This is a genomic window from Vibrio sp. AIC-3, from assembly GCF_013114515.1.
Classification (GTDB): domain Bacteria; phylum Pseudomonadota; class Gammaproteobacteria; order Enterobacterales; family Vibrionaceae; genus Vibrio; species Vibrio crassostreae_C.
In genome coordinates this window covers 39,610-64,896 of sequence record NZ_VTXG01000021.1, presented here as the reverse complement: position 1 = coordinate 64,896, position 25,287 = coordinate 39,610, and the positions used below count along the sequence as shown (strand labels likewise).

The following is a 25,287-nucleotide window of genomic DNA, read 5'->3' as shown; positions in this document are numbered from 1 at the left end:
ATTAAATGCAATCAACAACTTAGAAAATTTATGAATAAGGGACAAATTATGTCTAACACAAATACTGGCACTGTAAAATGGTTTAACGAAGAGAAAGGTTTCGGTTTCATTTCTCAAGACAACGGCGGCGCTGACGTATTCGTACACTTCCGTGCAATCGTTTCTGAAGGCTTCAAAACTCTGAAAGAAGGCCAAAAGGTTTCTTTCGAAGTTGAAAATGGTCAAAAAGGCCTACAAGCAGCAAACGTTGTTGCTCAATAATTAGCTCTTATAGCTAAAAAGAATTTTAAAGCGCTGATTTTTATCGGCGCTTTTTTATGCCTGCTTATAAACATTTCCCCTCTCGATACAGGCTTTCCCCCGTAAACTCTGAACAAATGCAAATCACCAGCCAAGCGTCCTCAACCTAGACTTTCTCAATTAAAGCTCAACGATCAATTTACGTCACTTTTTGTATGCACTTCCCTAGACAACACTTAATTCTCAGTAATCTTTTGATACTAACTCACGCTACGCCGAAAGTTTGATAAGCCCAAATATGGTTAAAGAACAATCCATTAGATTACGCTTATGAATACGCAATCGATATTCAAAATAAAAATGAGTTATTTATCCAACCCTCATCCACTAATTATATAATTTTTAAAGCAAAGACCTTCGAAATCCGCTAACCTTGTTCGCAAGTGGCTTAGTTGTTTTGGTATCTGCAGTAAAAATAATGAACAAAGACGAATTTCAGAAATCCACCGCAAATCTAAAAAAAGCGGTGCCTCTTATGATGAAGAACAGGGTGTCAACGACACCTGCAAATTACGCACTTTGGTACACCTATGTCGATAACGCTATTCCCCAGCTAACTCAAGACATGGATGGTGTTTTAGAACACTACGGTATTTGTCCTCCTGCCGTTGGTGAGCAGCTATACAACAATTATGTTGCCAGCAAATCCGAAACCAATATCAATGACCTTCGCGCTAATTTGGAACTGTTAGTTTCTGAAGTTTCCAATTCAATGAATGACACCCTGACCGACACCTCCGCTTTTTCTGACATGATCGATAAAAGCTTCGAGGACTTGGCTCGTGTTGATAATGAAAGCCTATCTATTGATGAAGTCATGTCCTTAGTTCGACAGCTGGTGTCTGAATCCCGTCATATTCGTCACTCTACTCAGTTTTTAAACTCTCAGCTAAACTCTGCAACCTCAGAGATCACCAAACTAAAAACCCAGTTAGTAGAAGTTCAGAAAGATGCGCTTTTCGATAGTACAACCACACTCTATAACCGTCGCTCTTTCGACCGTGACATAGAAACCCTGTGTGAAGCACAACAATCTTTGTGTCTGATTCTTCTCGATATCGACCACTTTAAAAATTTCAACGACACCTATGGCCACTTGTTTGGCGATATGGTGCTTAAAGCGATCGCTCGCAAGCTGAAGTTAAGTTGCCGTGAAGGTATTTCTGCCTATCGATTTGGTGGTGAAGAGTTCGCGCTGATTGTGCCTAACAAGTCTTTGCGTATTGCTCGTCAACTCGCTGATACCAATCGTCGCTCTCTAGAAAAGCTGTCGATTAAAGATCGCCGCAGTGGTCAACAAGTCGGCAGTATCACTGCATCGTTTGGTGTCGCTGAACTTGAACCCGGCGAATCAGCTCAATCGCTGATTGAACGTGCTGATAAGCTACTTTATGAAGCGAAATCACTTGGCCGTAACCGAGTCATGCCTTTGTAAAACACACCAACAATGCTCTTATCGACATATTAGTCGGCTCGTATTGAGACTAGAAAGCCCCAAAGTTCATTATCTTCGGGGCTTTTTTTCTTTAGTTGTATAAATTACTTTAGCTAACTAGGATTCACCGTTAGATCTGGAAGCAATAATTCAAGCAGTAGTCTTCACCACTCTTTGCTCTGAACTCTTTATCTTCACTGCATGCCTTTGGTTTACCCTTTGCGTCACCTTGAATCAAACTGATCCAGTGGCGCATCGCTGCAATGGTCTCTTCACGCATTGTGGTTGTTGCTTCCATTGGTGATTGGCCAAACGTGGTGCATGATTCCAACTGAATATCATCAATTTCTACTAGCTCAATACAACCTGTCCCTTTGTGGCAACCAAACATCACCTCTAGGTGGCTGCCACTGCCATCTCGAAACAAGATAGAGTCTGGGTCGTTCTTCTCACCCATGTACGCTACAAACTGCTTAGGGTGCTTCAGACCGCTGTGCTGACCGTCTTTAAAGTAAGCCATAATATGGCGGTAATCGACTACGTAGCTGGTTACGTCTTGATGTGAGCCATTCTCTAGTGGGAATAGTCGATCAAGCAGCTGCTTTGCTTTCACTTGCTTTTCAGTTTGCTGATTAGCATTGATTGTCTCCACGGCAAAGACAGCTTCAGCGATAAATGGCTTTGATTGTTTTTGGATTTCTGTTTTATCGAATGTAAGCATATTCATAGTCTTTCCCTCTTGACCAGTCCGGTGATAACCACCGATTTCTACAGCAAAAATGTGTCCTAGAGCAATTATTCCAAACTAACGTTTAATTTATTTGTCATTTTGTGAATTGCTTAGTTTGTAGATTAGCGCTTTTTTACATACAATTTCACAACAAAAATTTTACAATGTGAATTTTACAAATATGGCCTTGTCAAAAAGTTTAGTTCGTCAGTCACATTTCCTAGGTACGAAAATACGTAACCTAAGAAAACGTAACCATTTAACGATGGAAGACCTGTCTGCGCGTTGTATTAGAATCAACCCAGAATACGCCCCTTCCGTTTCTTACCTTTCAATGATTGAACGTGGAAAGCGGGTTCCGAGCATCGATATGCTGGAAGTGATTGCACAGGTCTTTCAGAAGAATCCGACGTGGTTCCTCGACGACGAATCTGAACAACAAGCCATTGCTCCTGATAAGGGGAATCGTGGTGGGATAAGTGGCATGGCGCTCGAGCCGAGCTTCCTATTCTCAAACGACATCCTGCAAATTGCGATTCCTGAGATGCTGTCACAAACGGGCATTTCAGGCCGCCAGTTTGCGCACCTCTTGATTCGAGCACACCAAGAGAGCAATCAGAACCACTTCCCTGACCTTGAGCGCGCTGCGGAAGAGGTAGGCTTAAAACGTCTTAACCTGAGCGTCGAAGACCTGATAGACATCGCTAGAAGCCTAGGAATCAACATCCGCTGGGTGACGCGCACGCCGCAAGACGTAGTCGATGAGCTCGGAATTAACGCTAAGCAGTTAGTGACCTCTTTCTTTGAGCCTCCCGGTACTATCTTCTTAAACGAGATTCTTAAAGAATACCCAACTCGTCTGAAATACGACCTTTCGGTTTATATCGGTCATTGCATTCTGCACAGCAAAGAAGGCCTAAAGAGTGTGTTGTCGGTCGGTAACAACAACACATGGGATGACAACCAGATATCAGGCTCTTCACAGCTCAACTCCCAAGACATTCTTCAAGCATGGCGAGACTTTGAGTCCAGCTTCTTTGCTGGCGCACTTCTGTGCCCGAAAGTCCCGTTTAGGCAGCTACTTGACCGCACTGGTTACGAAATCGACGTTCACAAAAGAGCAGGGGTTTCCCCCTCTGTTGCGATGCGTCGAATGACTGTAGTATCGCCCTACCCTCACTGGCACTACTTTGATGCTTATGGGCCGGGGAAACTCAAGGCGGTATATCGCGGGAACGGGATTCCGCTACCTTGGGGAAATATGAGAACGGTCGCTGACCCATGTCAACATTGGGCTGTGTTCCGTCGATTATCTGAGCCCCGTGCGGGTAGCTCGGCTCAAATCTCCATTTTGAATGTCGGAGATGAGCCTAGAATCTACTGTTGTGAATCCATCAATATGACGGATCCTGCGGGTAACAATCGTGTGTTGTGTGCTGGTATAGATCTCAACCCTGCGATTGATGCTCAAGGCGGTAATTCAAGAGACATAGCAGAGCAGCTTAAAGCGTCATGCGTTAACAATGGTGGCTCTGTGGCAATTCCGCGTAACATCAAAAAAGATCTCACGACAATAGCCAAGATTCTAAATATAAATTGGATTGAACGTGGGATTGAGACAGAGGCGAGGCTTATCTGCTCCAGAGGTGGAGAATGCCCACGCCAACCAAGCTGTTACTCTAAGTGTGGTGAGTAAAAAAGTAATAACAAAAAATAGAACCTAAATTTCAGGCAAAAAAAAACCAATCACAATAAGGATGATTGGTCATATATTTTGTGTGAACAAAAAAGGTTCACTAACAACGTCAGTTGGCTAGGTGACCCTCGGCTTAAGAAGGGTCACCATTACTAATGCAGCATGCGTGCCAACTTTTAAAACACGTATTTACTACGCATCTGGACACGTATTGGCCGGATATCCTTGTTTGTTTTGCAAACTGGAATTGCAAATTGCAAAATCCAACAAAAACGCTAGTGATTATGTTATTATTAATGAATAATTAAAGATTCATTACCCTTCCCAAAAATGTCATATTTCCCTTAGATTCAATCACTTTAAACAGCAATAAACCTCCCCTAGCTTACTCAAGCTATACGGTTACTCAACATAAACAACACCCTAAACAACGCCCATAAAAAAACGCGAACATTGAGATTCAATATTCGCGCTTATTCGATTTCTATGACAGAAAGAACTTAACCCACGAGACGCCTTTTTATAAAGCGGCTCATGTTCGTTGCTCTTTCAATATCTCAGAAAAGATTACTTCTGAGGAGCTGGCTTAGAACGGCTTCGAGACGGTTTGTTTGTAGAAGGTTTGTTGCTTGTCGGCTTATTTGACGACTTGCTTGGGCCGTAGCTACCGCCGTAACCAGACTTCTTAGGTTTGCCTGCAGGTTTACCCGCGTTGTTTGGCTTACCAGTACCGTTAGATTTACCCGCACCGCTTGGTTTGCTCAGAGTGTTCTGAGCACCTGCGTTATTTGCAGCAGGTTTATTGCCCGCACTACCGCGTTTAAAGTTGCTGCCGTTGTTTCTTACTGATTTATCTTCAGTTGTCGCAGCTGAGTTGTTTTCAGCAGGTTTCTTACCAGATGTCGGCTTACGCTTTGGAGCCGAACCATTACCAGCTACATGACGCTTGTTCTTACCTGCTGGCTTGTGCCCGCGAGCGTTATCACCAGAGCGTTGACCATCAGCATGTTCACGTGGCTGTTTTGCTTTCTTCGGTTTCTTAGGCTTGATTGGACGTGAATCCAACCGAGACTCAGGTAACTTATTTACTGGAGAGAAACCTTCCAGTTCACGACGCTCTAGCACTTGTTGAATCAGGCGTTCAATACCGAACAGCTCACCCACTTCATCAGCACAAACCAATGAAATCGCTTTACCTACTTCACCTGCACGGCCAGTACGACCGATACGGTGTACATAGTCTTCTGATACATGAGGAAGATCGAAGTTAACTACTTGAGGCAGTTGCGGGATATCGATACCACGAGCGGCGATATCAGTTGCAACAAGTACTCGTACCTTACCTGTTTTGAAGTTCTCTAAGGCTTTAGTACGTGCACCTTGGCTCTTGTTACCATGGATAGGTGCAGCAGTGATGTCTTGCTCTTCAAGGAAGCGAGCAAGCTTGTTCGCACCGTGTTTGGTCTTGCTGAACACCAACACTTGTTGCCAATCGTTATCTTTGATTAGCTTCGCTAGCATTGCGCTCTTTTTCTTTTTGTCTACTGGGTAGATGCTTTGCTCAACCGTTTTTGCCGTCGAGTTTGCAGGGCTTACTGAAATCTCAACAGGATTGTTCACTAAGCCTTTCGCTAAGCTGCGGATATCATCAGAGAACGTCGCTGAGAACAGTAGGTTCTGACGCTTCTTAGGCAAGAAAGCTAAGATCTTACGAATATCGCGGATGAAACCCATGTCTAGCATGCGGTCCGCTTCATCTAGCACTAGGATTTCTAGTTGGTCAAAACGCACTGCATTTTGGTTGTATAGGTCAAGTAGACGACCAGGTGTTGCCACCAACACGTCACTACCTTTACGCAGTTTTTGCATCTGAGGGTTAATCTTCACACCACCAAACACTACCGTCGAAGTCAGCGGTAAGTTAATACCGTACTTCACTACGCTGCCATTCACTTGCGCAGCAAGCTCACGAGTTGGCGTTAGCACGAGCGCACGAACTTGGTTCTGACGTACGCGAGTACCTTTCGATAACATTTCAAGAATAGGTAGCGTGAAGCCTGCAGTTTTACCTGTACCTGTTTGAGCAGCGGCCATAACATCTTTGCCCGTTAGGACAGCTGGCACGGCTTTCTCTTGTATTGGTGATGGCTTATCGTAACCTTGTGCTTCAATAGCTTTAAGGATCGGTTCAGAAAGGCCAAGGGAGGTAAAACTCATAGATTATTTTCTCAGTTGAATAACATTTAGTATGAGCAACACGTTAAAAAGTGCGTTGCTTCAGCTTTTGCTCATCAAATACATTGATACGGAGCAAAGCGCGGTATTCTGAGGCTTTTCCCCCCATTCAGCAACTAAATTCTAATCGCAGCTAAAATTCAACCTAGATAACTTGTCGCTTCTGTTCGTACATTTTTTTATCAGCGGCTTTTAAGAGCGCATCGACATCATTGTAGTTGTTATTGTGAATAACCCAACCCACACTGATTCTGAGATAAATAGAGTGCGCGTCGTACACAACTGGTGCCGAGCATATCGCCTTTCGTAGTTTAGTCACGATCGACGATACGTGTTGATCATCGATAATGCGTGGCAACAAGACCAAGAACTCATCACCGCCTATCCTTGCGACGATATCTGAAACACGCAGCTCACTTCTGATGCGGTTAGCACACTCAATCAATACCTGATCGCCTGCCGCGTGACCATAAGTGTCGTTGATTGCTTTAAACCCATCGAGGTCGATATTTACAACGGCAAAGGTTCTCGCTCTCTGTTTTTGAGTGGTTTTGAAGGCCTGTTTGAGGCTATACATGAAGTATCGACGATTCGGTAACATCGTTAGCTCATCATGCATAGAGCGGCTATCTGCAATCCGGTACAGACGATAAATAGTAAAGAAGGCAAACGCCAACACTAATATTATGGAGTAGCCCACCAGCCTTACCGCTTGGATGCGATACCAAGGCTCATCCATCAATACATGTTCGTTACCGGAGAGAGCAAGGTACCAACCCCCGTATGGAAAACTCACCTGTTCAGTGGCAAACGCATTATCGAACACATCCTGAGTACCATAAAAGACAGCGCCATCTTTCCCTGAACTGTTTGCACCACGAATTGCTAATTCATACTTGTTCTCTATCTTGCCGATTCCAACATCTTCAAACAGCTCATCTAAACCGATAACAGCACTGGAGACACCCCAATAATCTTGATTAAAAGGCGGATCTCGGAAGATCGGAGTACGTGTAATAAGGGCTTGCCCACCTTGAAACAGCTCAAAAGGACCAGCAATAAAGGTGTTGCCAAAATTACGGGCTATCTCAACAGACTCCCATTGATTTGGGTGATCACGATAATTAATACCGAGAATCTGCTCATTACCTTCCATCGGGTAAACAAAATTTAGAATGTCGTCTTTGGCGAGTCCGATAAGTCGAATATGGAAGCCATCTTGAATGATATTCTCAGCAATCTTATCCCAATTTTTCACCTCACCATCGGGGTTCATGGTCACTAAGGTCGAGAAATTATTGAGGATATACATATCTGACACGATCGCGGCTTCAATCCGAGAACGAATAATGGATAGTTGCTTTTTTGCCTCGGAATACGATTCGTTTTTAAGAAAAGTTAATTGCTTGGCATGAAAGAACTCAATTGCGCTTACTATCGCAAGGAAAAAAAGAAAAGCTACTACTCTGGCAGACCACTGCTTGCTAGAACCACTTGGCATTTACGAACCTCTAACACTATTGTTCTATATACTGCCTTATAACGGCTCATTTCTGGCTTATTGCTCCAGTATGCCGCTAAGTCATTAAAAATCCATACTAACGTCGACTATCTATCAAATATTGAGTGATCCATCACTTCAAAATTCTTTACCAAACGAATGGTTTAATCAAAAAGGGTTAGTGAACCTTATAAAGCTTACATTGTATTGACTCAAACCTTACATTAAAGGATTCATCGATGTTATTTTACATAGACTATTAATCAGCTTGGTACCTCACGACATGAAGCTAAAAACGATTACACTGTGCACATTACTATCGGCCTCAGTTACGGTCGCTGTTCACGCACAAGAGAACGCTCTGGCGACAAATGTACCGAGTATTCAAACCCAAGCAGATTCTCTCAACTCTCATGAACAATCTTTCAAACAATCTGCAGACCTCATTCGCACCACCTACGAAAGCCAGCTTTACACTCTGCCTGCATTCAAAGAAGGTCACTACGGGCTGCGCATGTATCGCCAAACATTAGACGATAAGTATTCGGCTGCGGTGTGGAGTGACATGGCACGAGTGGCAAGCAAGCTCAGCACCCTGTCGAATGACGTTCAAACCATGGAACAAATCGTACTCTACTCAGAGAAGCGCGTTGCATCTTACATTGGTGATAATGATGAGCGCAGTGTTCGACGCTACAACATCACCAAACACATGCCTGAATACCTTTACCTTGGTGTTGACCTTCTAGGCTCTATGGCTCGTGCTAATGAATACGGTTTAGAACACAAGAACGATGCCAAGCTGCGCGAAATCATTCGTCGCTATGACTTCTCACGATACGTGACCAATGAAGACATGGTGAAAGCGTGGGCGGCTCAACTCGCCAATCAAGTCTACTGGCTGCGCCAACTGGGTGAACAAGATGTCGTTGATGAGTTTGTCGAAACCTTCAAAAAAGCGTACCCAGACGATGAAGATAAGAAGCTTTCAAGTCAGCAATTTGGCAACAAACTCTACGGCATGACACACGTCATCTTTGGCGATTCCGAGTACTATCAGCATCAAGTGAGCGAGCAAGATCATCAATGGATCTACGATTACTTCAGAGAAAACATCGATACGATTCTGTTGCGTGCGAAAGAAGATGTGATTGCTGAGGTTGGATTGACCTTCTTGCTGGCAGGTTTAGAAGATGACCCAGTTCTAGAGAAAACTCGACTCGCGATTCAAGCTTCTATCGATGAGAAACAAGGCATGATCCCTTCTATCACTGGTGATTTTGATCTTGAGTACGGTGAACACCGCAATGTGCTAGCAATCATGCTACTCGATTGGCAGCAAGTGAATGAAGCGCCGACCTATGAAGGCAACCCTAAGGTATTTACTAACATCCCTTACGGACTTATTAAAAACCAACCACCGAAGAACTAGCAGCATACCTAGCCTAGGTTGGTCATAGAACCCAAAAAGCCGCATACCTTTCAAGGTCTGCGGCTTTTTAACTCTTACCAAACAATCACTTCACTCAAGCTTAGTCTTAGGTTTAAGTTCAGGGGCAGACTTTGTTCATCACTATCGTGAAATCCCCTTCTGCGTAGCCCTCTATTAAAGAGACATCATCGCAGAGCGTTTTACAGAAACGATAGACACCTTGAGGGTGATAACTCATCAAGGTATTACGTGAAGGATATTGGCTTGAATTGAGAAGATTAAAAATCACCGTCTGATTCGCCAACTCAAACATACGAGTAATCATGTTTGTCAGATAGTCAGGATCACGAGAGATGTAGTTCAGTGAACCACTAGCGATAACAATGTCGTGCACCTCAAGGCTCATTTTACTCATGTCACCCGACAAAAACTGACAACGATCTTCTGTGTAGTTCTGCCTAGCCTTTTTTAGAAAGCCTGCATATTGGTCAACGCCGGTGTAAGATTGAATACGATAGATGCTGTCGAGTAGTTCAAACAACTCGCCATAGCCACAACCCAAATCTAAAACACGCTTCTTTTCGAAGTCCGCCGCACGAGCGATCACTTCAAAGCGACACAATTGACTCTCTTCACTAGTCCAACCTAAAGCTTTAGCCTTGTCGCCATTCGAGCGGTTAGTCTGTTTTCGATGATAGCGATACACCTTCCAACGATCGAGCCAGTGCATTCAAATCAGCCCTACTTCAATGAACATCAGCACACCTTGATAAGATTAAGCTTTAGAACTTGAAGAAAAGAGCCCACCGATTTTATAACCGATCGCATAGCAAACCACGGCGACAGTGACAAACACCAATGCCGAGAAGAAATACGCTACAGACGCTGCGACACCAGCCCCCCACACGACACTGAACACCAAACCGAGATAAGCCTCTTTTGGCCACTGGTAGATAGGAAACTGAGCGCCGCCGGCAATTAGGTAAACCGTCGCAAACAAGCCAATGAAGGTAACAATAAGACCGATGAGAACGCGAATGTTCATGGAGAGACCCTTGATTAATTTAGCTTGGTTGCCATTGTTCCTAATCGAAAGCGGATATGCTTAGTCGGAACCGAATATTCTCAATCGAAATCGAATGTTCTTAATCGAAGCCGAATGTTATTAATCGCAACCTGATGATATTCAAGTATATCGGATAAAAGGAACTGGCTCTATTACTCTTCCGAGTGAGCTTTTACTCACGATAGACAAATCACAGTCGACGGCCAAAACCTGATTTCGCCTGATTAACAGGCACAAAAAAGCGGACACCCTCCTTACGTTAACTCTGTAAGTAAAGTGTCCGCTTTAACTGAATATAGCTTAAAGCAGGATGAAAATACCCGCTAAGCATGCACTCATTAGGTTTGCTAGCGTACCAGCAGCTACAGCTTTCAAACCTAAGTTTGCAACTTCAGCACGGCGCTCTGGTGCCATAACACCGATTGAACCTAACTGAATCGCGATAGAACCAATGTTAGCAAAGCCACATAGAGCAAAAGTCACGATCACTTGGCTGTGTTCAGATAACAGAGCTTTGTTCTCAACGAAGTCGATGAAAGCAACAAACTCGTTCATAACGATCTTCTGACCGATGTAAGAACCCGCCATCAATACTTCGTCACTTGGGATACCGATCAGCCATGCAAGAGGCGAGAACAGGTAACCAAAGATAGCTTGTAGCGTAATACCCGCAAAACCGAACGTTTCACCTAGGCTTTCTAGGCCAGTGTTGACCATCGCAATCACACTCACGAAGGCAACCAACATAGTACCAACCGCTACCGCAACCTTCATACCGTTCATCGCGCCGCTTGCCAATGCATCAATCACGTTGCTTTGGTCAGCTTTATCTAGTTCGATATGGTCGTAATCACTTGGTGTGCTGCGCTCAGGAACAATGATCTTCGCCATTAACAGACTGCCCGGAGCCGACATAAAGCTTGCAGCGATAAGGTATTTAAGCTCAACACCAAGGCCAGCATAACCACCAAGTACACTACCCGCTACCGACGCCATACCACCTGCCATTACAGCAAACAGTTCCGAACGAGTCATAGACTTTAAAAAGGGACGAATAAGAAGAGGAGACTCACCCTGAGAAAGGAAGATATTACCTGTAGCAACCAGAGATTCAGCTTTACTTGTACCCAGCAGTTTTTGCACCGCTCCGCCCAAGATTTGAATCACTTTCTGCATAACGCCTAAATAATAGAGCGCAGAGATCAAAGCACTGAAGAAGATAATGATTGGAAGTACGCGAATCGCGAAAATGAAACCTTCAGTAGCCAGATCACCAAATAGGAAAGCGATACCAACGTCTGCAAAACCAAGCAAACTCGAAACGCCATTGCTTAGGCTTGTTAACGCCAGTTGCCCCCAAGGGAAATACAATACTAAGGCTGCAAAACCGATTTGAAGTAATAGTGCACGAGAGACCGTTTTCCAGTTAATTGAAGAACGACTTTCAGATAACAGGTACGCGCAAGCAATCAGTGCAAGAACACCGACAAAACCAAATAGAATATTCATAATGTGTCCTAGTAATCCTTAAAGAGTGAACATGAGCCAAGCAAATGACATCAAAGGAACAGGACAAAGAACCGCAAGCAAAACGCTACGCGATGAAGGAGCTAACAGGGTTAGCGAATGTAACAACGAGTTGTTCATGTAAAAAATCACCTTATACAAGCAGTGGAACGTAGCTGGTCCGGTCCGTGGGGTCATTCACATATCCATGTGACGGCTTGTATTGGCTAAGCACCGGCTTAAAACCGGAAGAGAAGTATAAACAGTTAAGTGAGACTTTCATCACATTTTTTAACGCAAACGATCGCGCGGTCATAAAGCGTACAAATCGAACTACTTCTCGCAATAATTCATTTTCCCAGCAAGAAATAATGCAAAAAAAACCATCATTAAAACAAAAAGCCACAGAGTGTGGCTTTTTCAAAATATGAGATCAAAGTGGGAATAACTAGTTTAGCAGGGCACTTTTCACTTCAGCATCTCGGAATATCTCTTCAAAACGCTGTTTGTAGATCAGTTGCATCTCATTGATGATTGCACCACCATCAGGTACATCATTCTCGCCTTGGAAATTTTTGCTGAGTAGCTTATTACCAGCTTCATCATAGATAATCACATTAACGTTGTACCAAGAGTTATCCGTAAATGCGTGGAAGTCATACTTCCACTCATTCAAGACAAACATCATCGATTTGTTGTCGAATGCTTTCATCTGCTCAGCAACCTTGGTGATATCCTCTTCAGGCGTCGTCTCAACCGACTCAACAGCTACTTGCTGTTTTTTCAAGCCTGCGACCAATCTGTCAGTCAAAAATTGAGACATTGGCTGCTGTGTCGCCGTGTTGTAGGTATAAGGAATACCTAACGAACTGCGAATAATTCCCTCAAATTTTGGCTCTTTATCATGATCGAGAACGTATGGTCTCTTATCGATTACAGCGACGGTCAACGCTTTTTCCTGTGGAACTTCATTGAGTTGAGGCGCACTTTGTTCTGCTGTTAATACCGTTGCACAACCAGAAAGCCCTAACGATACTGCAGCGAGCAGTAAACTGACGAGTTTTTTCATAGATTTACCTATCTTATTGTTTTGAATAGGCTGTTCTAACAAAAATCGACTTAATGAGTAAACATTCATAAAATCAATATTTTACATAATTGTTATTTATATAAATTCGCTCACACATCGGGTTAAATTTATTGAGTCATCAATCAATAACAAGGATTTGTAACGGAACGTTATGAAATGAACAGATTATGTTCAAGCTATCAAGCAAAAGCACAAGGACATCGGCGCGTACTATGTTCTAGCACCAAAAATTGCGATGCCTCATGCTCGTCCTGAGGATGGTGTGAACGAAGCATCACTGCAAGTGACAGTATTCAAGAAGGGTGTTGATTTAGAGTCGGAAGACAACGGTGACGTTTATCTTTCAATTACTCTGGCGGCAATGGACTCAGACAGCCACATCCACACGATTATGGCGCTATCAGAGTTGTTCCAAAATGATAATGACATTGATGCCATCATCGCAGCGGAAACTGAGCAAGCGATCATCGAGATCTTAAAGCGATACTAATCTCGATCTAAAAATCCTGATAAGCCCCCATTAAAAAAAGCGATAGCCTCGGCTATCGCTTTTCTGTTTCTGGTGTTTAGTCATTTCGACCGAGTATGAGTTTAGGCGTCACACCTCGAAAGCATTCAGTGGCGTTAAAACGCGTACATTCGTTTGTCTGTCGATAATTCAAAGCAATATTGCGCGTGTTTATTAAGGCACTCAAACACTTCTCGATCCAACTTAAAGTTATCAACGTGGTCCCTCAAAATATCGAGAGTCTCTTCTAACGTCATGCCTCCACGATAAGGTCGAGACTGAGTTAGCGCTTGAAACACATCCACCACAGCAACAATTCGACTGGGTTGATCCAACTCTTCCGCCGTTTTTCCCATTGGGTAACCCGAACCATCTAACCTTTCATGGTGATTAGATGCCCACTGACAAACCTGAGGTGAACTGAACAACTCCTGCAATGCGAATCGAGTGTCCGTTGCATGGCGTTTAATACAGCAATACTCTTCTTCAGTGAGTAAATCCGGCTTATGCAGAATGTCATTAGGGGTTTGCAGTTTACCGATATCATGGACTAACCCAGCCAGATAGAGTTTGCGCTGAGTGGTGTAGGAATAACCCAGCTGTTTGGCGAGGTATTCTGAAAGCTGCCCAACCTTTAAAGAGTGCTTAAAGGTAAACGAACTTTTGGTATCAACAACATTGGCGATAAACTCGGCAAAGGCCACCGTCTCATCCAGCGACATTTGCTGGGAGAAAAATGGCACAGGTTCAAAGTTATCCCTCATGTTCTCGATGTATGGAATCTCCATAGAAAACCAGAAGTCATCCAAATCAACCAACTCGCACATGTGTTGCACAAGGTTGGTTTCGAACATCTCATCCGCTTGTTCAGTCAAACGTTCAATGATGCTCGCTTTGCCATCTGGTGTTAGGTTTCCATAACGATCAGAAGAGGTTATGCCGTATAGATAATCGACTCTATCGGCAAGCATCACGATGGCAGCTAGTTCTCTTTCTAACTCGCTGATATGAATAGCCCTTAGCTCAGACCACGGAGTATGGTGATAAAGAACCGGCTTAGCAAATATAGAAAGAACTGGGCACTCTTTTAAGATTTGGTAGCCCTTTTGACAATGGTGATAGCTTGAGTCAGGTACAAACCCAGACGTTAAACTGAGCTGTTCATCAATTTGCGAGACACCACAGTCGTGAATCAAGCCTAACGAAAACGCGAGCTGCGCTTGCTCTTCTTCCCACCCCACACTCAGAGCACATCGATACGCGATATAGCCCACTCTCTGTCCATGATTTTTACTTTCGAAACCGACGTTATCAAGCGCCTTAGCAATACCGAATAGAGCCTTCCTTAAGTCCACGGTCACGTCCTGGCAATGTTGATTCATTATTTAAGCCTAGCATTTTTATATTTTTTATATATTTAGGCCGCTAATACTAATGCATAGCTAATGATTATATACACAACTATTGTAAGGTTTAATGAGTTTCGTGATAGAACCAACGTATCACGAAAAATCCGTGCTACAAATGGTTGCATATTAAAAATCATGCGACATTATAGCCTGCCGACTAAGATTCGCTTAAATAAGCAGCCATAAGAAAAGGAAAGACATGTTTAAAACGGTTATCGACAACGAACTCTCCATCGCATTGGTTGAAGAGAGCTTCGCTTCTCACTACGCGGAAATCTCACAAAGCCAGAATGAGTACCTAAGTCAATGGCTCGTGTGGCCGCCACATTGTAAAACCGAGCAAGACTTTAGGATCTTCATCCAACGCTCGCTACACGATTATGCGGAAGGGAAAAGCATGACCTGTGCGATCGTGTATCAAGACAAGGTCGTCGGTAACTGCAGTTTCAATACTATTGATCATGATAAGCAAAAGGTGACGATAGGTTATTGGTTATCTGAGACATACCAAGGAAAGGGGATTGTGACGCGCGTTGTCCAGAAGCTGATTGATGTTGCTTTCAATGAGTTAGATATGGAAAAGGTAGAGATATCAGCCGCAACCGGTAACCAAAGCAGCCGCAAGGTTTGTGAGCGCTTACATTTCACGTTAGAAGGTATTATAACTCGTAACGAGAACTTGAATGGCCGCATCGTAGACCACGCTATTTATGGACTTCATCGCTCTAAGCTCTAGGCTCTAGGCTCTAGGCTCTAGGCTCTAGGCAGTAGTAACTAAGAAGTCACTCGCTTGTAAATCGGAATATAACAAAGCCACGGTATTAGTCGGTGGCTTTGTTATTTGACGAGCCTGAAGAGCTCTTGAAGCTGCAGCTTATGCGATCTTAGGAATCACGATACTGAACTTGGCGCCACCATAGTTGCTGTCGTCGATTTTGATATCCCAAGAAAGTTTTTTAGCCGCCGATAGAGCAATCGCGAGGCCCAACCCCAATCCACCGTTGGTCGACGTTCTGCTTGAGTCTAGTCGAGAGAACGGAAGGAATACCTCATCACGCCTATTCTCTGGTATTCCAGAACCATTGTCTTCAATCACCACCAGCCAGTTTTCTGAGTTCTCATCCAGCGTCATCCACACTTTGTCTTGTGTGTAATTACCCGCATTCTTGAGAACGTTATCGAACACCAAGCGTGCCATTGAGCAATCACACTTAATCTTGCACTCTAGCTGTACCTTAGATTCAAAGGTGGCATTGTCTAGTTTCGAGTAACGAATTCGGTCTAGGCAATACTCACGAAGATCGGAGGTCACTTTAACGAGCTCAAAGAAAGAGTTATCCATGACATTCAACTTCGACAGCATGATGATTTCTGACGTGAGCTCGTTGATATCCTCAATGTAGGTATCAATGTCATCGAAAAGAACCTGATGATTATCGGGGGCTCCCCTTCTTAGGATATCGGTCGCCAGTTGAATACGACTTAGCGGAGTTCGTACTTCGTGTGGGATAGCTTGAGCGAAAATATGACTTTGTTTTACTTTGCTTTCGATCTCTTCAGCCATGAAGTTAAAACTGCTGGCCAAATCAGAAACAGGATGGATGTCGTCCATGTCAGATCGAGTACTAAGCTTGCCCTTACCAAACTGTTTCTGCTTCTCGACGAGCAACTCTATTCTTTCTTGAAAACGCCTCACAGGTAAGTAAACACTTGCTCCAATCGCCACAATCACAGCCAACAACAGCCCTAACAAAAAGTGTCGTTCTGAGTCTTCGTACCATTCAATGTCAGGAGAGAAAAAGTCCCCTACCTCACTGAACCCAAAACTGAATTTAGAGTTTGGTAGCTGAAACACGGTCGAATAGAGGTTGTCATCACTTAGATATATCGGCACACCGTTTAAGGTTGTGTATAACTCACATTGTTGGCAAGGCCCCTCGCCCGACCAATTCTCCAACAGGCGTAAATTGAAGATATAAAATTGTTGGTAGCCTATTCTATCGAGCTCTTTATAGAGTGAGTTTTCTTGATTGTGTTGACGAACATACTGCTCCGCAAAGTAGATGCCATCATTGAGGAAGGTTTCGATCTCGGTGCGTCGCATGTACCCCTCACCAAGGTTCAAGAACAAAAATATCGTTGCCGACATCCCAGTCACAATCCCAAGGTATAAGCGAGCAAACATCGAAACCGAGCGAAGCTTCGTAGCAATGAACTTACGCAACCAGCATGTACCCCTTGTTGCGAACCGTACGAATCAACTGTTTGTCTTTTGCGTGAATGCGCAGCTTTCGGCGTAACCCAGACACGCGCATATCAATCGAGCGGTCGTTGAACGCGTAATCTATCCCTCTAAATAACTGACAGCACTGGTCTCGAGTCACGACCTGACAGATGTTATTAACGAGAAGGTTTAAGATTTCAAATTCAGCAGAAGTAAGCTTGAGGTTTTGGCCGTAGAGCGTGTCACTTTGAGCAGAGCTGTTGATTACAATATCGCACTGTTTTTCAGCCGTAGTTTCTTGCGCAGTTTTTACGGGAGTCGCTCGACGCAATAACGCTTCAATTCGCGCTAACAAGGCATGGCCACGAATCGGTTTGGCAACGTAATCGTCCGCACCAAATTTAAACAAGCTGACCTCGCTCATTTCATCGGCGGAAGCCGTTAGCACTAAAATCATTCCATTGTAAAACTCACGGGCTTGACGGCAAATTTGCGCGCCGCTCATCCCTGGAAGCATCAAGTCCAACAGCACTAAATCAGGTTCAATACTACGGATCGCTTCAAGTGCCAAGTTCCCTTCATGAACAACGCTAACATTGTAACCTTCAGCTTCGAGGTAAAGCGTCGTTAGACGAGCTATCTCTTGGTCATCTTCAACAATGAGCACTTTGGTTTTCGACATTCCTATCACCAGTATTTATTAAAAGCGAAGGCAGTATATATACTGGTTATAGATCATCAATGTTGGAATCAGAGCCCTACATTTACCGTACGCAAAACATAGTAATCACTTTTGTACATACACGTTTACAGAATAGAGAACCAACAACCGGTGCGCCTTGGTTTATCAAGGTTTCCTCCTTCAGAGCACACCATTTTGATGTGCAAGGAAAGTGGCTCTTTGATAAAAGCGAACTGCTGCTAAACCTAACCTGTACAACAAAGCAAAAAGAGAAGCTGATAAAAGCCAGATACAACGCAGAACACGACTGTTTAACGGAGCTTTATAATCGCCGTGGGATCAGCAACCTTCTAGAAACCAGCATTGCCTATCGCTCACCGTTTGAATTGATGTTTGTCGACCTTGATGGCTTCAAATTAGTTAATGACACTTATGGGCACACTGTCGGAGACCAACTACTCAAACGGGTTGGTGAACGCCTTAAACAGTTGGTTGATGAGAAATGCATGATAGGGCGATTTGGTGGCGACGAATTCATTGTGATTGCCCACACCTGCCGAAATCAAAATATCCCACTACTTTGCTCTCGCATCATTGATGCCTTAAACCGAAGTTTCCATATCAGAGGCATCGGCAGTTTATCTGTCGGTTGCAGCATAGGTACCGCGCATTTCCCTGATAACGCGGTTGACCAAGAAACATTGCTAAAGCAAGCGGGTATGGCGATGCATCTTGCAAAAGCGAATGGTCGAAACCGCTTCCAAACGTTTACCCCAGACTTAGCACAAACCCTGCATCGCAAAGTAGAGATCCGCCATCGACTGGCACGCGCCATAGAAAACGACGATCTCAACCTTCACTACCAACCGATCATGAACACCAACAGCGACAAGGTGAAAGGGTTTGAAGCCTTGCTTCGATGGTCAGACAAAGAGCTAGGTAACATAGGCCCTGATGAGTTTATTAGCTTAGGGGAGGAGACGGGGCAGATTGTACCGCTCGGGAAATGGGTTCTGAACTCTGCACTCAAACAGCTATCGATATGGCAACGTGAGTTTGATAGTGAGTTGATGATGAGTATCAATATTTCGAGTATTCAGATGCACGCGACCTTTGCCGAGCAGCTATTAGCAATGTTGAACTTCTACAATATCCAACCTCAAAGCATCGCCCTTGAGATCACCGAATCTTCCATGATCTTCAAGCATGGTGAAGTCAGGCAAGCGTTAAGCGATATTTCTAAATTGGGCGTAGAGCTTCACCTTGATGACTTTGGCACAGGCTACTCGTCACTGTCGATGTTGCATGACTTACCGATTAGCACCGTGAAACTCGATAAAAGCTTCGTACACGGTTCACACAAAGGGAGCAAAGCGATTGTCCAAGCCACCCATGCTATCTGTGAAAAATTGGGGCTAAAAGTGGTTGCTGAAGGTGTCGAAACCGAAACGCAAAAAGCGTTCTTAATCGATTGTGGATACCAGTATCTTCAGGGATTTTTATTTAGTAAACCAATTCCCTCAAATGAAGTCGAAAGTCAGTTTTTGAATGGTCGACAATCCTACAATTAAAGACTTATTTATCAATAAATTAAGTCGTTTGAATGCTTCCTAAACAATCGGCTGCTGTGGGTGTGTACGCTTACGTATGCTTACATAGCGTTTAACAGTAAGAGGAAATAATTAAGCTATTGTTTATAAAGAAAATTACTTAGAAATTCACACAATAAAACACCAAACCATTATACCCACTAACTGTAATGACTTTGGTATTTAGATTACCCTCATTCCGTCCCTTTAGCAGAGCAAATAATCGGTAACCATGAACAGACAAAACGGCTTCACTCTTTTAGAACTCATCATCTCTGTATTAATTTTAGCGATCGTTTCGGCGACAGCTATGGTCAAGTTCTTAGACGTTCAAGGAAGTGCTCGGGCGAGTAAAATACATGATGTGGCTGGTAACCTTCGCACGGGTATCGATATGATCTACGCGAAGTCAGCGATTGCTGGCGTTGAGGATGAGTGCAACTATGTTGAAAAGACGGAGATTGAGACCTACTACGTTTGTCATGGTTACCCAATCGCCTATGTTGACTCACTAAGAAGACTGCTCAATATCGACGCAACAGAGCTTCATGTCATCAACAAAGAAGTAGACTCTGGCAGCAATGCAGAAAGAGTGGCCGCCATCTCTTTCGACACCGAAAACTACACCTATTCGCCAGAAGGAGACTTTTGTCAGGTGCTTTATCAGCCAGAAAAAGAACCACAGATCGTGGTGCTTGATGGTGCATGTTAAATACTCAACGATTGCACGCTTCCATAGTTAACACAAAGCCACCGCAACAGATCTTTGAATATCATGTGGTTACGCTAACATTTGCTCAAAAATAACACTAATTGATCTAACTTGTTGCTGCTTATACTTTTAGGCAGTGCTCATGGTATAACACCAACCTCATTCATATCTTATTTTCATCACTAGCCGATTAATATTTACATAGACACATATTTGATACATATGTCAATAATAATTCCATTAAAATTCTTTAATCAACACATCATGATAAAAATCATCCTTTCCCTATTTTAAATATCCCACCTTAAAGTTTAATTATTTAAATTTCGTAACAGAATAAATTAAAGTCAATCATTCAACAAATATAATTAATTCTATCATTGATTACTTTAATTAAATCACCAAAACAATACGCCACATAAATTATATTAATATCACATAAAATGACATAATTTAATTTTATCATGAAAAATTCTGATAAATCTCACGCATCGATAAGCCGAATGAATACCATCAGAAGCTACATTAGAAACCTCTAAATCCAGTCGCTAAACCTACCGCGTAGAAGCTGTGAAATGGATAAATACCAAAACAAATGGATAAATCCCCCTTACCCCTTGTAAATCATTGGCTTTCATTTATAAATTCAACTTTTGGGTGAACATCTCCATAACCTTTCATTAAAGCCCAAATTCTGCGATTAGTATCAACATCTTGAGATAAAATGGTGACATTTTGGTTATATTATTTAGATCGAACTCTTGTGTTGAATGAAAATCCCAGCCATCACATATCCATCACACAAATATAATAACTATCGCTTAGGAGTTGAGCTATGCACTGTTCTTTCAATATAAATAACAATAATGAGAGCTTGCAACTGATCTACAATGAAGAAAAAATATACATTAAAAGAGACAGTAATAAGATATCAGAGGAAACTCTTAATAGTAAAGAGAGTTTTGTTTTCAAATACCTTATTGAACACTCGTCAATATCAAACCCTCAATCTGCACGAGATGTTGAAGAATCTTTTAAATTACACTTTGACGAAGAGTTTAGCTTATACGCGTTAAAAAACATTATTGCTTCTATAAGAAAGAAATATCGAAGCTTATGTAAAAAAGCGAAGGTAGATAATAATAGCGAACTTATCTCTAACCTTTATAAGGTAGGTTACTTTATCGATCTCGATAAAAGCTCAACCAACCGTATCGCACCAAAGTATGACATCAACCAGTTCAAGCCCAGCCAGTTCGAGATGTTGAAACTGATGTTCAACACCTATCATCGAGAACTGATCAAGGCTCTGATAGCCGTGTTCACCATCTCTTCCTTTTTCCTATTCGTTGTCTACTTTTTCCAAATCCTTTATACGACGAAGATTGCGAATGAATACAGTGAGAACACCAAACACATTGCAGCAGAAGTCATGGACTACGGTTGCGATAGCCACGGGGCTGTGCACTCGCTAAGGCACTCGCTCAACCTTGACTCTGTCGTCATGACCACACCTTATGGCTCCTGCTATATCTCGAAAACACGTTCTAAGATGATAGAGCTCAATCAAGTAGACGACTTCTACGATAGTGCTGACTTTGCCTATTCCCGCTTCATAGATACCGAGCACGACATTGAGATGGTTGCTCGAATATCTAAGCGCTCTATCGAAGCTCGATACAACAACTCGCTATTGCCTCTATTAGTCGATTCGATTTCCATCCAGAAGAATGGTTACCACATCTTAAACCTTGGCGAAGAGAGTAAATCTATCTATCAAACCTCCCTACCAACGGGTGCAACCATCACCTTCTACAGTGACGACATTGTTGCACTATGGATTGCGCTTTCTCTGATACTCGCCACCCTGCTTTATCGCTCCTATATTCTGGGTTTCGTGATCTACCTGTTTCGTTGGAAACACATCTCCTTTGAAGAAGAGCCGATCATCAACACCGAAGACAACTGCGTTCTCTACTACGAGTTGTTATCTCGTGTGCGTAACGTTGGCGTTTTAAGCTTCATCAACACCATGAGACGCACCAATTTACTCACCTTTCATACTATTTTACTCATCGAGACAGTCAGAAAAGCGAAGTTAAACAACAGCCATGAGATCTATGGTGTCAACGTGTGTCCGAGTGCTTTGGTAGGGTCGAACTTCGCAAGGCTCAGAGAGCATTTAGCCGCGATGGAAGCGAATGAGTTTGTCGTAGAGATTACTGAATATTCGAACATTGGCTATGGGTGTGAGGTTATCGATAACATTAAGGATATCAAAAAGCTTGGTATCACTATCGCTCTGGATGACTTTGGTACGGGCAATAACAACATCGAAATCATCAATGTTATCTCTCCGGCCTATCTAAAACTGGATCGTTGCTTTGTTAAGGATATCGAGTCAGGAGAGCATCATCAGGGTGTATTGCTCAATATCTCGGAGATTGGACGCCTATCAAATATCACAATGATTTATGAAGGTGTCGAGACGCGTAGGCAGCAATATATCTTGTGTCAGTTAGGCTACAACTTACATCAAGGTTACCTATATAGCCGGCCTAATGACTCAAAGGAGCAATAGGCCCAGCCTAATAGAAATCTTGATCAGCAACCATTTCCTATTCAAATAATCATCGCTCATACAGCTGCTTGAGAGCCCACAAGGACGTAGGCTTCAAGTACCCTCCCCGCCAAACATGCTTTATCCAAATATAAAAATATCCGATCCATTTTCATAAAACCCTTGCCAATTCGAATAAAAAGGTTAGTGTTATACACATGTATATCACCATGCAGTTTTAATTATGACCGAATGGAAAGACGACCAACCGATCTTTAGGCAACTTGCCGCAAAGATCAGTGACCAAATTCTTCAAGGTGTTTGGTTAGAGCAACAAGCATTACCCTCTGTGCGTGCGGTTGCTGCCGATCTCAAGATCAACCACCTTACTGTCATGAAAAGCTATCAGTTACTGGTGGATGAAGACTTGGTAGAAAAAAAACGCGGCCAAGGCATGTATGTGGCCGAAGGGGCACTTCAAAAATTGAAAGAGTCTGCACACCAATCATTCATCAACACACAGATCCCAGCCATCGCTGAGACGCTAGGCATCATTGATATGAGTGTCGAAGAACTCGTGAAACAGCTAGCACAACATATAAAGGACAAGTCATGAGTACTTTACTTTCCGTGAAAAACGTAACCAAAACCTATTCAAATCAAGTGGGTGTCGAAAACATCAGCTTTGAGTTAAAGCCAGGGCAAGTACTTGGTCTGCTGGGCCACAATGGCGCGGGTAAATCGACTCTGATCAAATCACTGCTTGGTGGACACAACTATCAAGGTGAGATTGAAGTAAACGGCTACCACCCTATCCACCAGCACGCAGAGCTCATGCAGCACTTGTCGTACATCTCAGATGTTAACGTGTTACCAGAGTGGATGACGGTTAAACAACTGCTTCGATACACACAAGGTGTGCACCCTAGCTTCAACAAGCAAAAAGCAGAACAGACGTTAAGCAGCACCAATATTAAGTTGTCTTCTACTATCAAGCAGCTTTCTAAGGGAATGAAGGTACAACTTCACCTTGCGATCATCATCGCGACTGACACTCAAGTGTTGATCTTAGATGAGCCTACACTTGGCCTAGATTTGCTGTACCGCGATACTTTTTATCGCCATCTACTCGAGTGGTTCCACGACGGTGAACGCGCCATGATCATTGCAAGCCATGAGGTTTCAGAGATTGAACACCTATTGACGGATGTGCTGATTTTGAAGCAGGGCCATTGTGTGCTGCAAAAGAGCATGGAAGACATCGAAAACGACTATTTCATTATCGAAGTCGCAAACAACCATTCAAGCGAGATACAGAAACTCAACCCACTAACCTCGCAATCAGGCCTGGGCACCACTAAGTGGTTGTTGGAAGGTCAATACAAAGCGCAGGTTGAATCACTGGGCAACATCTATAACGTTGGTCTCGCAGATCTATTCCTTGCAACACAGACGGAGAAGGCATAATGCATCCAAGTTTTTACATGCTAGAAAAAGAACTCATCGAGCACAAAATTAACACTCGATTGCCTCTGTTTGTCGCGTTATGTGGTTTCTTACTGTTCGTTAGTCTGTTCTTCAATGGCGCAGCGCAGCATGAGTTTTTCTTCGAAATGCAAGTGAACGGTGACGTGAGCGACATCCACAGAGAGTTCGCACAAGACCTCAACTCAGTGATCTACTTTGGCGCGGGCCTTATTTCACTGATCCTGTCGACGCTTTACATCCCTAAAACGCTGCGTAAAGAGCGCCAAGAAGGCAGTTCGATGTTTTGGAGAAGTATGCCAGTATCTAACGCTATGACTCACGGCGTGAAACTCGGCTTCGGTTTAGTGGTGATTCCAGCAATCTGTGCGTTGCTCGTGCTGTTCGCCGATTTCCTATTCTGGATATTGAACGTGTCTAGCGAGCAACAACTGGCGCTACTGGTTGAGCAGCAATCCCTACTCTACGTGCTGAGCAACTGGCTCGTATTCTTTGGGAGAATGTTGTTAGTTGCACTGGTTTTACTACCACTGGCAACTGTGACCCTAGCGATTTCGCAACTGGTGAACTCTCCATTGCTTGTCATTTTTATCTCAAGCTATGCGATTAAGTTCCTCTCTGTCGCTGTATTTGGGTTCTATGGCATCAACGATTTCCTATCTCTCATCGCATCACTGCCAATGAAGGTACTGACAGCAAACAACCCATTCAGCGCGATTGCTGAAGCGCCAGTTTTATCGTTAAGTATTTACGTACTGATTGGCGTTGGCGGTTATCTGCTGAGCCTAAAGCTAAATAGAACGGACGATGTGAGCTTAAAGACGTTGTTCCAACGCTAGAGTCTATCCTAAGCACGAGCCTTTATCGGGCAGTCACATCGGATTTCAAAATCTAAATCAAAGCTTCTGAGAAATCGGGAGCTTTTTTATTATCAGGACTTTAACGAATACAGGGGTGCGAAACCAAGGAACAAGGAACAAGGAACAAACAGTTTTAGTTTAGGAGAACAGGTTTAACAAACGAAGGTAAACTTAAAGGAGGTATTAATGAGCTGACATTGAATTGCATTGTTGTTAATGCCTGCCAGCTCTTTGGGGATGATTTCGTTAGTCGCCGACCAGATGAAG

General features: G+C 43.3%; 21 protein-coding genes and 1 pseudogene. 12 read left to right on the top strand and 10 right to left on the bottom strand.

What is annotated here, in order from left to right:
• Positions 1-48: 48 nt before the first annotated feature.
• The gene (locus F0229_RS14915) at positions 49-261 is read left to right on the top strand and encodes a cold-shock protein (RefSeq protein WP_004740083.1); all 213 of its coding nucleotides are present in this window, start codon (positions 49-51) and stop codon (positions 259-261) included.
• A gap of 457 nt (positions 262-718) precedes the next feature.
• On the top strand, positions 719-1,735 hold the full coding sequence (locus F0229_RS14910) for a GGDEF domain-containing protein (RefSeq protein WP_017060611.1): 1,017 nt from the start codon (positions 719-721) through the stop codon (positions 1,733-1,735).
• A gap of 130 nt (positions 1,736-1,865) precedes the next feature.
• On the opposite strand, the gene F0229_RS14905 is transcribed toward F0229_RS14910, so the two are convergent.
• A complete protein-coding gene (locus tag F0229_RS14905; protein ID WP_017060610.1) occupies positions 1,866-2,462 on the bottom strand; it encodes a malate synthase in 597 nt (198 codons plus the stop codon).
• Between the two features lie 169 nt (positions 2,463-2,631).
• On the opposite strand from F0229_RS14905, the gene F0229_RS14900 reads away from it, so the two are divergent.
• Positions 2,632-4,161 (top strand): DUF3612 domain-containing protein, encoded by a 1,530-nt coding sequence (locus F0229_RS14900; protein ID WP_082152238.1) that lies wholly within the window; start codon positions 2,632-2,634, stop codon positions 4,159-4,161.
• 567 nt (positions 4,162-4,728) lie between these two features.
• On the opposite strand, the gene F0229_RS14895 is transcribed toward F0229_RS14900, so the two are convergent.
• Positions 4,729-6,378 (bottom strand): DEAD/DEAH box helicase, encoded by a 1,650-nt coding sequence (locus F0229_RS14895; protein ID WP_017060608.1) that lies wholly within the window; start codon positions 6,376-6,378, stop codon positions 4,729-4,731.
• A 163-nt stretch (positions 6,379-6,541) separates the two neighbouring features.
• A complete protein-coding gene (locus tag F0229_RS14890; RefSeq protein WP_171733147.1) occupies positions 6,542-7,897 on the bottom strand; it encodes a diguanylate cyclase in 1,356 nt (451 codons plus the stop codon).
• A gap of 283 nt (positions 7,898-8,180) precedes the next feature.
• Between F0229_RS14890 and F0229_RS14885 the strand changes: the two genes are divergently transcribed.
• Entirely contained in the window at positions 8,181-9,329 is a 1,149-nt protein-coding gene (locus F0229_RS14885) for a DUF3541 domain-containing protein (protein ID WP_065675830.1), read from the top strand.
• A gap of 118 nt (positions 9,330-9,447) precedes the next feature.
• Here the strand turns inward: F0229_RS14885 and F0229_RS14880 are convergent, their stop codons facing one another.
• From F0229_RS14880 to F0229_RS14865, 4 genes are all read right to left on the bottom strand, one after another.
• Positions 9,448-10,059, bottom strand: a complete 612-nt coding sequence (locus F0229_RS14880) for a class I SAM-dependent methyltransferase (protein WP_171733146.1) — start codon at positions 10,057-10,059, stop codon at positions 9,448-9,450.
• Between the two features lie 45 nt (positions 10,060-10,104).
• Positions 10,105-10,374, bottom strand: coding sequence for a hypothetical protein (locus tag F0229_RS14875; protein ID WP_065675828.1), 270 nt, complete (start codon positions 10,372-10,374; stop codon positions 10,105-10,107).
• Between the two features lie 321 nt (positions 10,375-10,695).
• Complete coding sequence (locus F0229_RS14870) at positions 10,696-11,904, bottom strand: NupC/NupG family nucleoside CNT transporter (protein WP_171733145.1); 1,209 nt, start codon at positions 11,902-11,904, stop codon at positions 10,696-10,698.
• Positions 11,905-12,349: 445 nt separating this feature from the next.
• On the bottom strand, positions 12,350-12,970 hold the full coding sequence (locus F0229_RS14865; protein ID WP_017060596.1) for a hypothetical protein: 621 nt from the start codon (positions 12,968-12,970) through the stop codon (positions 12,350-12,352).
• Positions 12,971-13,157: 187 nt separating this feature from the next.
• Here F0229_RS14865 and F0229_RS14860 point away from each other — a divergent pair.
• Positions 13,158-13,481: pseudogene (locus F0229_RS14860) on the top strand (PTS sugar transporter subunit IIA); the annotation flags it as partial.
• Positions 13,482-13,615: 134 nt separating this feature from the next.
• On the opposite strand, the gene F0229_RS14855 reads toward F0229_RS14860, so the two are convergent.
• Positions 13,616-14,881, bottom strand: coding sequence for an HD-GYP domain-containing protein (locus F0229_RS14855; protein ID WP_171733144.1), 1,266 nt, complete (start codon positions 14,879-14,881; stop codon positions 13,616-13,618).
• 226 nt (positions 14,882-15,107) lie between these two features.
• Between F0229_RS14855 and F0229_RS14850 the strand changes: the two genes are divergently transcribed.
• Entirely contained in the window at positions 15,108-15,644 is a 537-nt protein-coding gene (locus F0229_RS14850) for a GNAT family N-acetyltransferase (RefSeq protein WP_017069226.1), read from the top strand.
• Between the two features lie 138 nt (positions 15,645-15,782).
• On the opposite strand, the gene F0229_RS14845 is transcribed toward F0229_RS14850, so the two are convergent.
• Both F0229_RS14845 and F0229_RS14840 read right to left on the bottom strand, forming a co-directional pair.
• Entirely contained in the window at positions 15,783-17,132 is a 1,350-nt protein-coding gene (locus tag F0229_RS14845) for a sensor histidine kinase KdpD (protein ID WP_171733143.1), read from the bottom strand.
• Positions 17,125-17,814 carry a response regulator transcription factor gene (locus F0229_RS14840; protein WP_171733142.1) on the bottom strand — a complete coding sequence of 230 codons (690 nt, stop codon included), beginning with the start codon at positions 17,812-17,814 and terminating at the stop codon, positions 17,125-17,127. The genes F0229_RS14845 and F0229_RS14840 overlap by 8 nt, the downstream gene beginning before the upstream one ends.
• 59 nt (positions 17,815-17,873) lie before the next feature.
• Here F0229_RS14840 and F0229_RS14835 point away from each other — a divergent pair, with 59 nt between their 5' ends.
• The 6 genes from F0229_RS14835 to F0229_RS14810 all read left to right on the top strand — a co-directional run bounded on the left by F0229_RS14835 (position 17,874) and on the right by F0229_RS14810 (position 24,999).
• Positions 17,874-19,385, top strand: coding sequence for a putative bifunctional diguanylate cyclase/phosphodiesterase (locus tag F0229_RS14835; protein WP_367613546.1), 1,512 nt, complete (start codon positions 17,874-17,876; stop codon positions 19,383-19,385).
• Between the two features lie 250 nt (positions 19,386-19,635).
• Positions 19,636-20,115, top strand: coding sequence for a type II secretion system protein (locus F0229_RS14830; RefSeq protein ID WP_017060589.1), 480 nt, complete (start codon positions 19,636-19,638; stop codon positions 20,113-20,115).
• A gap of 835 nt (positions 20,116-20,950) precedes the next feature.
• Complete coding sequence (locus F0229_RS14825; protein ID WP_171733141.1) at positions 20,951-22,696, top strand: EAL domain-containing protein; 1,746 nt, start codon at positions 20,951-20,953, stop codon at positions 22,694-22,696.
• A gap of 223 nt (positions 22,697-22,919) precedes the next feature.
• Positions 22,920-23,291: a GntR family transcriptional regulator gene (locus F0229_RS14820; protein ID WP_004729948.1), complete on the top strand. Its 372-nt coding sequence runs from the start codon at positions 22,920-22,922 to the stop codon at positions 23,289-23,291.
• The gene (locus F0229_RS14815) at positions 23,288-24,142 is read left to right on the top strand and encodes an ABC transporter ATP-binding protein (protein ID WP_102321049.1); all 855 of its coding nucleotides are present in this window, start codon (positions 23,288-23,290) and stop codon (positions 24,140-24,142) included. The genes F0229_RS14820 and F0229_RS14815 overlap by 4 nt, the downstream gene beginning before the upstream one ends.
• Positions 24,142-24,999: a hypothetical protein gene (locus F0229_RS14810; protein ID WP_050621757.1), complete on the top strand. Its 858-nt coding sequence runs from the start codon at positions 24,142-24,144 to the stop codon at positions 24,997-24,999. The genes F0229_RS14815 and F0229_RS14810 overlap by 1 nt, the downstream gene beginning before the upstream one ends.
• Positions 25,000-25,287 lie beyond the last annotated feature (288 nt).